Here is a 13,868-nt window from a genome sequence, read left to right on the forward strand (position 1 = left end):
GAGTTTGCGTCTGCTCGCCGGAATCAGGTTCTCAGAAGGGCGAGTTGACCATCGACTGCGCCGCCATCTCCAGGTAGGCGATCAGCTCCTGGCGGTGCGCGTCGTCGAGGGTCTTGGCGTCGATCTCGGCCACCGCGGTGTGCATGCACCGCAGCCACGCGTCACGTTCGAGGTAACCGATCCGGAACGGCGCATGGCGCATCCGCAGCCGTGGGTGCCCGCGCTGCTCGGAGTAGGTTCGTGGACCACCCCAGTACTGCTCGAGGAAGAGCAGCAGCCGCTCCTCGGCGGCGTCGAGCTCGTCCTCGGGATACAGCGGTCGCAGGATCTCGTCGTCGCGCACCTGCTGGTAGAACCGCGACACGATGGTGCGGAACGTCTCGTGGCCGCCCACCGCGTCATAGAACGATTGTTGATCCATCACCGACCATTGTGGTCCATGAGGCCGGCCGGCCTCACCCGGCGGTCACCTCTTCTTGCCGACCACCCTGGCGAGCTCGTCGCGGTCGGCGACATCGAGCTTGAAGCATGCGCGGTAGACGTGTCCCTCGACGGTGCGCACCGACAGCGTGAGCTGCTCGGCGACCTCACGGTTGGACAACCCCGCCGATACCAGTTCGGCGATCTCCCGTTCCCGGGGCGTCAGCGGCAACGGCCGGGCCGCGGTCCTGATCGCCGGGGTGGTCGCCCCACCGCACGCCTCGGCCAGACGCAGCGCCGTCGCGCCCGATTCACTGGTGCGGCGGCGATCGCCGGCGCCGTCGTGCAGCGCGGCCGCCTGCGCCGCCGCGTCCGCGGCGGACAGCAGCACACCGGCGCGCTCGAATTCGGTGCTGACCGCGTCCAGGGCGGCGGCGTCCGCCTCGGCCGCCGCGGCGGCATGCCGGGCGTACAACGCGGCGAGGTTGCCGCGGACGAGGTCGGCCAGTTCGGCGAGCCGCGCCGCGGTGGTCCGGTCGCCGAATCGCGTCGCGTGGTGCAGCGCCTCGGCCTCCAGGGCGTACTGACCGGACCGGTGGGCAATGTCGGCCGCGGCGCGCGCCAGCTCGACGGCGTTGCGCTCCATGCCCTTGGCCGCCGCGTACCACGACCGTGAGACCAGCCGCTGCGGTTCGTGCAGCTCCATCGACGGACCCGAGTGCTCGGCGGCGTCGGTCAGGATGCGCTCGGCCTCACCGATCCGGCCCAGCGCGGCGTAGGCGCGCGCCAGCAGCAGCCGCCCGGGCAGCTGCCAAGGCAGCGGACTCTCCGCCGACAGCGCTGCCAGAGCCTGCTCGATGGACGAGATGACCTCGGGGAAGTCGCCTCGGGCGGTGGCGACCACGCCGGCCATGATCTTGGCGATGGCCCAGGCGAGGAACTGACCGACCGACGAGAAGTCGGCGTAATGGGCGGCCCGTTTCTCGGCCAGATCGAACTGACCGGTGTGCGTCAGCGCGAGCACGTCGCAGTACCGGACCATCACCCGGATCATGCCGTCGGTCGTCTTCTGCTCGGCGCGACACCGGGCGGCGATCGGTTCGAACTCGTCACCGCGGCCGGCGACGGGCATGGCCAGGCCGGCGGCGAACGCCGCGAACTCGACGGCCTGATCGGGAGCCTGCGGGTCGGCGAGCACCCGCAGCGCCTCGGCGATGCCCGCCTCGATGTTGTTCTCGTGCACGGCCATCGCGGCCGCGGTGGCGTCCAGGATGAGCCGCAGCGCCGGATTTCGCACGCGCTCGTTGACCAGGGCGAGCACCTCGTGCGCGGCTCCCACTTCGCTCATCGACCAGAACAGCGTCGACGCCCTCGGCACACCCCACTGCACCAGTTGCACTTCGTCGAGGTCGGCCGGGGCGAACTGCGCGAGTATTGCGTCGGCGGCCGCGGGCTTACCCTGCCACAGCAGCGCCCGGGACAGCAGGGCACCGTCTGCGAGGCTGCCCGTACGCTCGAAAGCCCTGCGCGCCAACCGTTCTCCGAGCGGCAGGTTCGACAGGTAGATCGCGTCCTTGGCGGCCGAGGTGAGCAGCTCGGTGTCGACGGGCTGGTCGCTGTCGATTGACAACTGCGCCATTCGGATGCGGCTGGCCGCCGTGTCGAGACCGCGTCTGCGCAGGATCTGCACCACCTGACCCTTGAGCCGCCGCTCCGCCGCACGCCCCACCTTGCTGCGCACCACATCACCGACCAGCGGATGGCTGAAGCGGGCATTGAGCACGGGGCCGTCCTGCTGGAACCGGACCAGGCCGCGCATCTCGGCGTCGTCGACGGCGGCATCGCCCGCGAGCTCGGTGAGCGCGTCGATGTCGAGCGGCTCGCACAGTGCGAGCAGTTTGAGTGCCGTCATCACGGCGTCGCCGGCGTGCTCGAGCCGGCTCTCCAGCAGCGCCACCAACCCGGACGGCACGGCCGTCGGGCCGCGCAGCTGCCAGACGTCGTCGACCCGCTTGAGCGTGCCCGCGTCGATGGACCCCTCCACCAGGTGCCGCAGGAACAGAGGATTGCCGCCGGAGGACTCCCACATCAGGTCGGCCGACAGACCCTCGAGGCGCCCGCCGATCACGGACTCGACCAGCTGGACGCTCTGCTGCTTGGTGAACGGCTGCAGCTCTATCCGGCGCAGGTAGCCGTCCTTCCACAGCGACGTGACCGCGTCGGGCACCGGTTCGCCGCTGCGGACGGTGGCCAGGATGCGGCCGGTCTGATCGACGGCCATCTGGTGCAGCAGCGTCGCCGACAACTCGTCGAGCAGATGGGCGTCGTCCACTCCGACGATGCTGTTTCCCTGCGCGACAAGCGATTCCCGCGCCGACGCCAGCAGTGCGGTTGCGTCGCGCGAGGAGCTGCCGCCCACGAGGTGGGCGAACACCCCGAGCGGGATGCTGCGCGACGATTCCGTGGAGGCCACCCAGTGCACTTGGGAGCGCAGTGATTCGGTGACCGACCGCGCCAGCGTGGTCTTGCCGACGCCGGCATCGCCGACGAGCACCACCCCGTAGGACCCGGTCCCGGTCAGCGCAGAACGGACCGCGTCGAATTCTCGTGGGCGGTCGAGCAACTGCCAACCGTGCGGCATGTCACGGGAGTCTAATTGGGTGTGACCGCCAATTCTCGCTAATGGCCCGGGGTTAGCCGCGGCGGGCGTCCTGGCGTCTCATCGCGGGAAGGTGGACAGGTCCGTCGGCTCGACGTAGGCGGTGCCGTTGCGGGAGTGCCGGAATTCGCTCGACGCCTCGTACACCCGCAGCTTGAGCCGGTTGATGGAGCCCAGCGGCCGGTGCTCGGCGATACCCCGCCACGAGTTGAAGGTGAGCCCGTCGTCGGCGAAGTCGCGCAGCGCCTCGCCGTATCCCGTTTGCTCCGGGAAGCGGATGGTGGCCACCGGCCGGTACGGCGAGCTCTCTTCGGGCCACTCGACGGTGGCGTCCTCGATCGGCATGCCCTCGGTGCACAGCTGTGCCGACACCTCGTAGTCGGCGGCCCGGGCCGCGAAGTAGGCGACGACGGCCCGCGAGGCGGCGTCGTACGGCCCGTCCTCGACGGTGGCCGGAACGGCGCCGGCAACGGTCTGCGGTGTCGGCGCCACCCGCAGCTTCGCCACGTAGTCGCCGAAGCGCACCGGTGCGGCGGTGTAGAACGTCTGACGCAGCGGATGGTGGTTGGGTTCGGCGAACACCCGTAGCTTGGCCGGCAGGTCGCGGCCGGACCGCTGCGCGGCCCGGCGCGCGGCGCGCAGCATCCGGTTGATCAGGAGCATCCCGCCGTCGGGCAGCGCGGTGAGCGCCCTGGCGGTGCGCATCCCCGCTTTCGCATAGTCCGCGGCGTCCCGGAACAGGAAGGCCGGTTCGGTGACGAAGACGAAGTCCTGATTCGCGTCGGCGAAGCGGGCGTCGGCGCGTTCGCCACTGGCGCCGGTGACCCCGAGAACCTTCAGACCCAGGCCTCTCACGCCCCGCACCTGGTCCGAGCGGATCGCCCCCGAGGTCTGCGAGATGCGGGCGATCACCGGGAAGGTGGCGCCGGGCCGGGCGAACAAACCCTGTCGCAGCGCCGGGTCGAGGTCACTGTGCACGGTCAGCTCGCCGTGCAGCACGGCGCAGCTCTTGGCGTGCGCGTCGCGGATCGCGTGAGGTCTGCCGCGTCTGCGGTACTTCGCGAACACACGGCTCTTGGCGTACTGGAACTGGTTATTCCTGCGCAGGTCGCGGACCAGCCCGGAGATCAGCTCCTCTTCGCCGGGCGGGACGGCGGCAAGGGCCGGCTGATATCGCACGTAGTCGCTGTGGTCGATGGATGTTCCCCCGCCGGTCATGGGCACAGTCTGACGGCGTTGCGCCGGACCGGCATGAGTAATCGGCTACCTGTCCCTTGCGTGCGGTCACGAGATGTTCATCGGACTGACCTGCGAACACGACGAGAATTGTCGTGCGATCGGGAGAAATCCGTGGTGAACTGTCGGTCGGAGGACGTATGGCGCAGCGCAAAAACGGACGCGGCCACCGGCACCACCGGACCGCGACGGGCTCATCCGGGCCGACAGCCAGTACGACGGCGCGCGCGTTGCACAGCGTGGTGCCCGCGCCCGAGACCCGCCCCGCCGCAACGGCCGAGCCCTCGATCTGGGGGCGCAGACGGGTGCTCCTGCTGAATTCGACGTTCGAACCGCTGACCGCGCTGCCGATGCGCCGCGCCGTGATCATGGTGATGTGCGGCAAGGCTGACGTCGTGCACGACGACCCGATGGGTCCGGTCATCCACTCGGCCAGCCGGACGATCGTGGTGCCGTCGGTGATCCGGCTGCGCACCTATGTGCGCGTCCCCTACCGGGCCCGGGTGCCGATGACGCGGGCGGCGCTCATGCACCGCGACCGCTTCCGGTGCGCGTACTGCGGGGCCAAGGCCGACACCGTCGACCACGTCATTCCCCGTAGCCGCGGTGGTGAGCACTCGTGGGAGAACTGCGTGGCGGCGTGTTCGCCGTGCAACCATCGCAAGGCCGACCGGCTGCTGACCGAACTGGGCTGGACCCTGCGCGCCACCCCGCTGCCGCCCAAGGGGCAGCACTGGCGGCTGCTGTCGAGCGTCAAGGAACTCGATCCCGCGTGGGTCAGATACCTGGGTGAGGGCGCGGCCTGAGCGGCCCGTGCGTTACGGTTTAGCCGTGAACAACACTGCTCTGGTGCACGCGAGTTTCGTGCTGATCCCGCTGGCGCTGGCCGGTGTCCTGGCGCTGCTCATCTACCGCAGGAAGAGCCCGCACCCCGCGACGTACAACATCGCGGAGACGTGGTCGCATGACCCGATCCTGTGGGCGGCGGACGAGCCGGCAGACCACGGCCACGGTGGCCACGGTTCACACCTGACGATCGGAGGCGGCGCAAGTGGCAAGTGGTGAGATCACCCGGGCAGGCGCACTTGACCTCGCCGAGCTGCCGTACGGCTCGGTCGTCACCGCGAGCGGACGGATCTCCGGGGTCACCGAGCCCGGCGAGTTGTCGGTGCACTACCCGTTTCCGACCAAGCAGCTGGTGGTCCTGGACAACGCGCTGAAGTTCGGGTCGCGGGCGGCCCAGGCGCGGTTCGCGGTATACATCGGCGATCTGGGTGAGGACACCGCGGCGTCGGCGCGCGCGATCCTCAACCGGGTTCCGACTCCGGACAACGCGGTGCTGCTGGCCGTGTCACCGAACCAGCGCGCCATCGAGGTGGTCTACGGCTCGCAGGTCAAGGGCCGCGGCATCGAAGAGGCCGCCCCGCTGGGGGTGTCGGCCGCCGCGGCGTCGTTCCGCGAGGGCAACCTGATCGACGGATTGATCAGCGGCATCCGCGTGCTGTCGGCGGGCGTCTCGCCGCGCTGATCTTCACGGACTTCAGCGCGGAATAGCGTTCCTGGCTGCGTTTCGGCGGGTATCACAGCCCGGAATGCGCTTCCGTGGTGCTCAGTTGGGCGCGGATCTTCACGTAGCGCTCGAGGAACAGCCGCTCGTCGAGCCGTTTGCGACGCAGCCAGCCGGTGACCTCGTCGTTGCATTTGCTGGCGTTGCACGCTGCGCACGCGGGCACGACGTTGTCGACGGTGTAGCGCCCGCCGCGCGAGATGGCCATCACGCAGTCGCGCTGCAGGGCTCCGGTGGTTGCGCCGCAGTAGGCGCACCCGTTCCAGGCGGCCTTGATCGCCGTCCACTGGGCGTCGGTGAGGTCGTTGACGACGGCCGCCACCCGGCGTTTGCGTCTGCGCGCCGCTCTGGCCCTACGACTGTTGACCGCCACCGCGTGAGCTTAAGCGCGCTCGGCCGCCGCGAGCGTGCGCAGACTGCCGCCCGCGAGCGGCGTGTCGCGTGCAGACACGCGCGCTCGCGGAGAGGGGTCAGCCGGCGTCGAACTCGCGGGCCCGCAGCGACCGCTCCACGCCGGCGCGGCCCTCGAGCACCAGCCGGCGCAGCGCCGGCGGCACCTGCGGGTCGGCCAGGAACCGGTCGGCCGCGTCGAGCGCGTCGGCGCTGATGTCCCACGACGGATACAGCCCGACCACCACGGTCTGGGCGACCTCGCTGGACCGGCGCTCCCACACCCCGGAGACGGCACCGAAGTAGCGATCGCGGAACGGCGCCAGCAGCGTGCCCTGGCCGGGCTGGACGAAGCCGCCGATGATGGCCCGCGCGGTGATGTTAGCCAAGGCGTCGTCCTCGATGACCGTCTGCCAGGCCGACTCCTTGACCGGTACCTGCGGTCGGGCCGCGGCGGCTGCGGCCGCATGCCGCCGTCCGGCCGCGGTCGGGTCGTTCTGGGCCTCGGCATCGATCAGCGGTGTCTCGGGGCCGTCGGCGTCGAGCACACCGGCGCGCGCCAACGCGGTCACTACCCGCCACCGCAGGTCGGTGTCGATCACCAGACCCTCGAGGTTCACCGCGGCCGGCTCGTTGTCGAGCAGCGTCGACAGCACCGCGACGTGGTTCGGGGACAGCACCGACGTGCACAGCGCGTTGACGAACGCCAGCTGGTGGTCCGATCCGGGCGCCGACGCGCCGGCGAGGTCGAGCAGCTTGTCCCCGAACGCGGGCCAACCGTTCTCTGCTGCCCACTGCGGGTCGGCGTACGATCCCAGCGCTGTCTGCGCCTGCAGCAGGAGTCGCTGTGCCACACCGACTTCGGACTCCGCATGCAAACCGCTCATCACCAGGGCGACGAAGTCACGGGCGCGCAGCTCGGCATCGCGGGTCATCTCCCACGCCGCCGACCACGCGAGCGTGCGGGGGAGCGGCTCGGCGATGTCGGCGATCCGTGCGAGCACCGTCTGCAGTGAATCGGGGTCGAGCCGCAGCGAGCAGTACGTGAAGTCGTCGTCGTTGACCAGGATCAGCTTGCCGCGCGACACCCCGCGCAGGCCGGGCACCTCCGTCGCCGCACCCTCGACGTCGAGCTCCTCGCGGTGCACCCGCACCAACTTGCCCGACGCGTCGTCGTCGTAGATGCCGACGGCCAGCCGGTGCACCCGGGTCTCGCCGGCCCCGGGCTTCGCACCGCCCTGCTCGATCGCGAACCGGGTGAAGGTGCCGTCGCCGTCGACGTCGAAGTCGGGACGAAGCGTGTTCAGCCCGGTGGTCTTGAGCCACTGCCGGCCCCAGCCCGACAGGTCGCGACCCGACGACTTCTCCAGCGCGCCAAGCAGATCGCCGAACGTCGCATTGCCGAAGGCGTGGTCGCGGAAGTAGTCGCGCAGACCCGCGAGAAACGCGTCGAGGCCCACATACGCCACCAGCTGCTTGAGCACGCTGGCGCCCTTGGCGTAGGTGATGCCGTCGAAGTTCACCTCCACGGCGTGCAGGTCGGGGATGTCGGCGGCCACCGGGTGGGTCGAGGGCAACTGATCCTGCCGGTAGGCCCACGACTTCTCCACGTTGGCGAACGTCGTCCACGCCTGGGTGTACTCGGTGGCCTCGGCCTGGCACAGCACCGATGCGAAGGTCGCGAAGGACTCGTTGAGCCACAGGTCATCCCACCACTGCATGGTGACCAGGTCGCCGAACCACATGTGGGCCATCTCGTGCAGCACCGTCTCTGCGCGGCGCTCGTAGGAGTACCGGGTGACCTTCGACCGGAACACATAGTCCTCCAGGAACGTCACCGCCCCCGCGTTCTCCATCGCGCCCGCGTTGAACTCCGGAACGAACAGCTGGTCGTACTTGCCGAACGCATACGGCGTGCCGAAGTTGTTGTGGTAGAACGAGAATCCCTGCTTGGTCTCGATGAACAGCCGCTCGGCGTCCATGAAATCGGCCAGGGACTTGCGGCAGAAGATGCCCAGCGGGATGTCGCCGTGGTCGTCGGAGTAGACGTCGTCCCAGCGGGCGTACGGCCCGGCGATCAGCGCCACCAGGTAGGTGCTCATCCGCGGGGTCGCCTTGAAGACGTGCTGCTTGGCCTTGCCGTCCCACGTGACGTCCGCCGTGGCGCCGTTGGAGATCACCTCCCAGTGCCCGGGCGCGGTGACCGTGACGTCGAAGGCCGCCTTCAGGTCGGGCTGGTCGAAGCAGGCGAACATCCGCTTGGCGTCGGCGGTCTCGAACTGGGAGTACAGGTACACCTCGTCGTCGACCGGGTCGACGAAGCGGTGCAGTCCCTCACCGGTGTTGGAGTAGCGGCAGTCCGCGTCGACGACCACCACGTTGTGCTTGGCCAGCCCGGTCAGCGGGATCCCGGTGGACTCGTCGTAGCCCGACACGTCGATGGCCACGCCGTTGAGCGTCGCGCTGCGGATCGCGTCGGCGGCGAGGTCGAGATAGGTGTCAGCGCCGGCCAGCGCGTCGAACTCGACGGTCGTCACCGACCGGAACGTCTTGTCGCTCGGCGCACCGTCGCCGTCGGTCAGATCGAGGGCGACGCGGTAGCTGTCGACGGTGATCAGGGCGGCGCGTTCGGCGGCTTGGTCGCGCGTCAGATTAGGAAGGGCCACGCCCGTCAACATTAGTCTCAACCCGGGAAGACAGAACGGGCCTGGATGGTTGAGCCCAGTTAGTACCGACTCGATGAGGAGATTCCATGACGGAGAAGTCCCGCGCCGATTTCTGGTTCGACCCGCTGTGCCCGTGGTGCTGGATCACCTCGCGCTGGATCCTCGAAGTGGAGAAGGTCCGCGACATCGAGGTCAACTTCCACGTGATGAGCCTCGCGGTGCTCAACGAGGGCAGGGACCTGCCCGAGGAGTACCTGGAGATGATGAAGAAGGCGTGGGGCCCGGTGCGGGTCGCCATCGCCGCCGAGCAGGCCAAGGGCGCCGAGGTGCTCGCCCCGCTGTACACGGCGATGGGTACGCGCATCCACAACAAGGACATCAAGGACTTTGCCGAGGTGATCAAGGAGTCGCTCGCCGAGGCCGGTCTGCCCGCCGAGCTCGCCGACGCGGCCGAATCCGACGCGTACGACGAGGCGCTGCGCAAGAGCCACCACGCCGGCATGGACGCCGTCGGCGACGACGTCGGCACCCCCACCATTCACGTCAACGGTGTGGCCTTCTTCGGGCCCGTGCTGTCGAAGATCCCCCGCGGCGAAGAGGCAGGCAAGCTGTGGGACGCGTCGGTGATCTTCGCGTCCTACCCGCACTTCTGGGAACTGAAGCGCTCCCGCACCGAGCCGCCGACGTTCGACTGACGTCGTTTGTTTCGGCCACGTTGCCTCCGGTTGCGCGTTGACCGCAGCGCCCCCACCGTAGATCGGTGACAGGCACCGAACGCAGCACCGACGGCACCTACCGGGACCGCGTCGTCGCGGTGGAACCAGGCGGCAACGAATACATCGCCGAAGCAGACCGGCACGGCAGACCCAGCCAGCTGTTCTGGACGTGGACGTCGCCCAACCTCGAGTTCGCGACGATCTTCGTCGGCATGCTCGCGGTCCTCGCGTTCGGGATGACGTTCTGGCAGGCGGTCGCCGGCGTGGTTATCGGCACCGGGCTCGGCGCGATCGCCCACTACGTCCTGTCCGCCCGCGGTCCGCTGCACGGCGTGCCGCAGATGGTGCTGGCGCGCTTGGCTTTCGGGTTCAAGGGCAACGCCGTGCCTGCAGTGCTGATGTCGGTCACGGCGGGCGTCGGATGGTTCGCCACCAACAGCGTCAGCGGAGCGTTCGCGCTCTCGACGCTGTTCGGCTTCGGGCCGCTGGCCGGTCTGGTGATCATCGTGGCGGCGCAGACGTTCCTGGCGTTCTTCGGGCACAACCTGGTGCAGGCGTTCGAGAAGTACTCGTTCCCGGTGCTCGCGGTGATCTTCGTCGCGGCGTCGGTGGCGATCTTCGCCCATGCCGACCTCGGTAACGCCGCCCCGGCCGCCGAGGGCGTCGGAGGTCTCGGCGGGTTCCTGCTGACGGTCGGCACGTCGTTCGGCTATGCCGCGGGCTGGACCCCGTACGCCGCCGACTTCACCCGTTATCTGCCGAAGACCGTGTCGCCGGCGCGCACCGGATTCTTCGCCGCCGCAGGGCTGTTCACCGCGTGCGTCGTCCTCGAGGTGGTGGGCGCGGCGTCGGTGACGACGGGCCAGGCCTCACTCGCCGACCCGACGGGGTCGTTCACCGCCGAGTTGGCGTCGCCGCTGGCCAAGGCGACCCTGCTCGCCATCGCGGTCGGCGCGATCGCGGCCAACTCGATCAACGTCTACTCCGGGGCGATGGCGTTCGTCACCATCGGCATCAAGCTGCCCGCGCACGTCGCCCGCGCGCTGGTGACGGTGTTCTTCGGCATCGCCGGATTCCTGGTCGCGTGGTGGGCGCTGCCCGACGCCGCCCACAGTTACGAGGCTTTCCTGCTGATCATCGCCTACTGGGTGGGGCCCTGGCTCGGGGTGATGTTCGCCGATCAGTACCTGCGCCGCGGCAGGCCCGTCGCGCATCTGCTCTACGACCGCTCCTACACGAACTGGGGTGGGTTGGCCGCGTTCGCGATCGGGCTTGTGGTGTCGGTGCTGCTGTTCGCCAACCAGGAGAAGTTCGTCGGCTACGTCGCGGCCGCGGTGCCCGAGCTCGGCGACATCACGTTCTTCGTCGGTTTCGTGTTGGCGGGGGCCGCATACTGGGTGATGTGCCGCCCCGCGATCGCGACGCAGAGTCGATGACCTCACCGCAGTCCATGCTCGACGTCGCTGTCGACGAAGCCCGAAAAGGCCTCGAGGAAGGCGGTATTCCGATCGGCGCGGCGCTGTTCTCCGCCGACGGCACGCTGTTGGGCAGCGGGCACAACCAGCGGGTGCAGCGCGACGACCCGTCGATCCACGCCGAGACCGACGCGTTCCGCAACGCGGGGCGTCAGCGCGGCTACCGGTCGACGGTCATGGTGACCACGCTGTCGCCGTGCTGGTACTGCAGTGGCCTGGTGCGCCAGTTCAACATCGGGGCGGTGGTGATCGGGGAGAGCACGACGTTCACCGGCGGGCACGAGTGGCTGGCCGAGCACGGGGTCGCGGTCACCGTCCTCGACGACGAGCGCTGCGTGGCGATGATGACCGACTTCATCGCCACGCATCCGGATCTGTGGGCGGAGGACATCGGCGAATGAGTGTGATTGCCAGCGTGGATCTTTCGCGGTGGCGCGACGGTGGGGCCGCCGCCGACGCCGTCGCGGCCGACGTGGACGCCGGGCTGCAGCGCGCCGGCTTCATCCTGGTGACAGGACACGGTGTCGACCCCGCGCTCGCGCGCGACGTGCGGGTCGCCGCCCGGGAGTTCTTCGCGCTGCCCGGGTCGGTCAAGGACAGGTATGCGGTGCCGGTCGGCGGCCACGGGTGGATCGGGCCCGGCGCCGAGGCCAACGGATACGCCGAGGGCACCGAGACACCGCCGGATCTGAAGGAGAGCTTCAGCCTGGGCGCCGAAACCGCCACTGGTGACCCCGATGTCGACCGCGTCTGGTTCGCGCCGAACGTGTGGCCGGCCGAGGTGCCCGCGCTGCAGCGGATGGTCGACCGGTACACCGCGCAGATGCGTCGCGTCGCCGACGATCTGCTGGCTCTGTTCGCTCACGCGCTGCACCTGCCGGCGAATCCGTTCGCGGCGCTGGCGAGCCGGCCGACGTGGACGATGAACATCAACCACTATCCGCCCGTCAGCGTCGTCGGCGACCCCGAGCCCGGCCAGTTCCGCATCGGTCCGCACACCGACTTCGGCACGGTGACGATCCTCGACCGCGAACCGGGCGCCGGCGGCCTGCAGGTGTACTCCGACGCCGCGGGCTGGGAGGACGCCCCGTACGACCCGGAGGCGCTGACGGTCAACATCGGCGACCTGCTGGAGTACTGGAGCGGCCGGCGCTGGCCGTCGGGCCGGCACCGGGTGCTGCCGCCGCAACCGCACGCCCCCGAAGAGGATCTGGTCTCCCTCATCTACTTCTACGAAGCCAACCACGACGCGGTGGTGACGCCGCTGCAGCCGCCGGTCGGCAGGGTGGCCGGACTGGCGCCGGTGACGTCCTCGGAGTTCATCAAGGAACGCCTGGACGCGATCGCCGTCGCGTGACCCGCCGTCCGCCCAAACCGACGTTCGGGTGCGCAATGGCGGCGTTTTGACGCCCAAACCGACGGTTGGGCGAAAGGAAGTAAGGTGTCGGCCATGCGCGTCTACCTCGGGGCCGACCACGCCGGATACGAGCTCAAGCAGGCTGTCATCGAGCACCTGACGGCGTCCGGGCACGAGCCCGTCGACTGCGGGGCGTTCGGCTACGACGCCGAGGACGACTACCCGGCGTTCTGCATCGCGGCGGCCGAGCGCACGGTCGCCGACCCGGGCAGCCTGGGGATCGTGCTGGGCGGATCCGGCAACGGCGAGCAGATCGCCGCCAACAAGGTGCCCGGCGCCCGGTGTGCACTCGCGTGGAGCACCGAGACCGCGGCGCTGGCCCGCGAACACAACAACGCCCAGCTGATCGGCATCGGCGGACGGATGCACACCACCGAAGAGGCGCTCGCGATCGTCGACGCGTTCCTGTCCACCGCGTGGTCGCAGGCGCCGCGCCACCAGCGCCGCATCGACATCCTGTCCGACTTCGAGAAGACGCACATCGCCCCACCGGTGCCCGGCGCCTAGGGATGCCCGAGGGCCACACGCTGCACCGGTTGGCGCGGCAGCATCAGCGGATGTTCCGGGGCCAGCGTGTCGCCGTGAGCAGTCCGCAGGGCCGGTTCATCGACGGTGCCGATGCGGTCAACGGCCACGTCTTCGAGAAGGCAAGCGCCTACGGTAAGCACCTGTTCCACCACTACAGCGGTGCCCGCATCGTCCACGTACATCTGGGGCTCTACGGCAAGTTCACCGACTTCACCGTCGACGCGGGCGTGCCCGACCCCGTCGGCCAGGTGCGCATGCGCATCATCGGCACCGAACGCGGCACCGATCTGCGCGGCCCGACCGCGTGCGAGATCGTCACCGAGGCGGAGGTGTCGGAGATCCTCGCCCGGCTGGGCCCCGACCCACTGCGCAAGGACGCCGATCCGAGCACGGCGTGGACGCGGATCAGCAAGTCGCGCCGCGTGATCGGGGCGCTGCTGATGGATCAGAGCGTGATCGCCGGGGTCGGCAACGTCTACCGCAACGAGTTGCTCTACCGGCACCGCATCGACCCGCACCGGCCCGGAACGCAGATGGCCCACGGCGAGTTCGGGGACGCGTGGACCGATCTGGTCGAGCTGATGCACGTCGGCGTGCGCAAGGGCCGCATCGTCACGATCCGGCCCGAAGACGACCACGGCATGCCGTCCTACGGGCGACGGCGCCCGCGCACCTACGTCTACCGCCGCGCCGGCGACCCGTGCCGGGTCTGCGACACCCCCATCAGGACCGAGGTGCTCGAAGGGCGCAACCTGTTCTGGTGTCCCACCTGCCAGAGCTGAGTCCAGCGGGCG

The 13,868-nt window shown here is 69.6% G+C and carries 14 protein-coding genes; 9 read left to right on the forward strand and 5 right to left on the reverse strand.

Annotated elements, in window-relative coordinates; translation table 11 throughout:
• Positions 1-31: 31 nt before the first annotated feature.
• The 3 genes from G6N45_RS13735 to G6N45_RS13745 all read right to left on the reverse strand — a co-directional run bounded on the left by G6N45_RS13735 (position 32) and on the right by G6N45_RS13745 (position 4,297).
• Positions 32-421, reverse strand: coding sequence for a globin (locus G6N45_RS13735; protein ID WP_163722816.1), 390 nt, complete (start codon positions 419-421; stop codon positions 32-34).
• Positions 422-466: 45 nt separating this feature from the next.
• Positions 467-3,061: a helix-turn-helix transcriptional regulator gene (locus G6N45_RS13740; RefSeq protein WP_163722817.1), complete on the reverse strand. Its 2,595-nt coding sequence runs from the start codon at positions 3,059-3,061 to the stop codon at positions 467-469.
• Between the two features lie 78 nt (positions 3,062-3,139).
• Positions 3,140-4,297, reverse strand: a complete 1,158-nt coding sequence (locus G6N45_RS13745; protein WP_163722818.1) for a catalase family protein — start codon at positions 4,295-4,297, stop codon at positions 3,140-3,142.
• A gap of 158 nt (positions 4,298-4,455) precedes the next feature.
• Here G6N45_RS13745 and G6N45_RS13750 point away from each other — a divergent pair, with 158 nt between their 5' ends.
• From G6N45_RS13750 to G6N45_RS13760, 3 genes are read left to right on the forward strand one after another with little or no spacing between them, the layout of a single operon-like run.
• Positions 4,456-5,121 carry an HNH endonuclease gene (locus G6N45_RS13750; protein WP_163722819.1) on the forward strand — a complete coding sequence of 222 codons (666 nt, stop codon included), beginning with the start codon at positions 4,456-4,458 and terminating at the stop codon, positions 5,119-5,121.
• 25 nt (positions 5,122-5,146) lie between these two features.
• Entirely contained in the window at positions 5,147-5,380 is a 234-nt protein-coding gene (ctaJ, locus tag G6N45_RS13755; RefSeq protein ID WP_246228995.1) for an aa3-type cytochrome oxidase subunit CtaJ, read from the forward strand.
• On the forward strand, positions 5,367-5,843 hold the full coding sequence (locus tag G6N45_RS13760; RefSeq protein ID WP_163722820.1) for a DUF5130 domain-containing protein: 477 nt from the start codon (positions 5,367-5,369) through the stop codon (positions 5,841-5,843). Before ctaJ ends, G6N45_RS13760 begins: the two co-directional genes overlap by 14 nt.
• Positions 5,844-5,895: 52 nt before the next feature.
• On the opposite strand, the gene G6N45_RS13765 is transcribed toward G6N45_RS13760, so the two are convergent.
• Positions 5,896-6,255, reverse strand: a complete 360-nt coding sequence (locus tag G6N45_RS13765; protein WP_163722821.1) for an HNH endonuclease — start codon at positions 6,253-6,255, stop codon at positions 5,896-5,898.
• A 97-nt stretch (positions 6,256-6,352) separates the two neighbouring features.
• Complete coding sequence (gene pepN, locus G6N45_RS13770) at positions 6,353-8,938, reverse strand: aminopeptidase N (protein ID WP_163722822.1); 2,586 nt, start codon at positions 8,936-8,938, stop codon at positions 6,353-6,355.
• 86 nt (positions 8,939-9,024) lie between these two features.
• On the opposite strand from pepN, the gene G6N45_RS13775 reads away from it, so the two are divergent.
• From G6N45_RS13775 to G6N45_RS13800, 6 genes are all read left to right on the forward strand, one after another.
• Positions 9,025-9,633: a mycothiol-dependent nitroreductase Rv2466c family protein gene (locus G6N45_RS13775; protein WP_057146065.1), complete on the forward strand. Its 609-nt coding sequence runs from the start codon at positions 9,025-9,027 to the stop codon at positions 9,631-9,633.
• A gap of 65 nt (positions 9,634-9,698) precedes the next feature.
• The gene (locus tag G6N45_RS13780) at positions 9,699-11,090 is read left to right on the forward strand and encodes a purine-cytosine permease family protein (protein WP_163722823.1); all 1,392 of its coding nucleotides are present in this window, start codon (positions 9,699-9,701) and stop codon (positions 11,088-11,090) included.
• On the forward strand, positions 11,087-11,530 hold the full coding sequence (locus G6N45_RS13785; RefSeq protein WP_163722824.1) for a nucleoside deaminase: 444 nt from the start codon (positions 11,087-11,089) through the stop codon (positions 11,528-11,530). The genes G6N45_RS13780 and G6N45_RS13785 overlap by 4 nt, the downstream gene beginning before the upstream one ends.
• Positions 11,527-12,486, forward strand: coding sequence for an isopenicillin N synthase family dioxygenase (locus tag G6N45_RS13790; protein WP_163722825.1), 960 nt, complete (start codon positions 11,527-11,529; stop codon positions 12,484-12,486). Before G6N45_RS13785 ends, G6N45_RS13790 begins: the two co-directional genes overlap by 4 nt.
• Before the next feature lie 93 nt (positions 12,487-12,579).
• Positions 12,580-13,053 carry a ribose-5-phosphate isomerase gene (locus G6N45_RS13795; protein WP_163722826.1) on the forward strand — a complete coding sequence of 158 codons (474 nt, stop codon included), beginning with the start codon at positions 12,580-12,582 and terminating at the stop codon, positions 13,051-13,053.
• 2 nt (positions 13,054-13,055) lie between these two features.
• Positions 13,056-13,856 (forward strand): Fpg/Nei family DNA glycosylase, encoded by an 801-nt coding sequence (locus G6N45_RS13800; protein ID WP_163722827.1) that lies wholly within the window; start codon positions 13,056-13,058, stop codon positions 13,854-13,856.
• Positions 13,857-13,868 lie beyond the last annotated feature (12 nt).

The sequence above is a fragment of the Mycolicibacterium psychrotolerans genome (assembly GCF_010729305.1).
GTDB lineage: Bacteria > Actinomycetota > Actinomycetes > Mycobacteriales > Mycobacteriaceae > Mycobacterium > Mycobacterium psychrotolerans.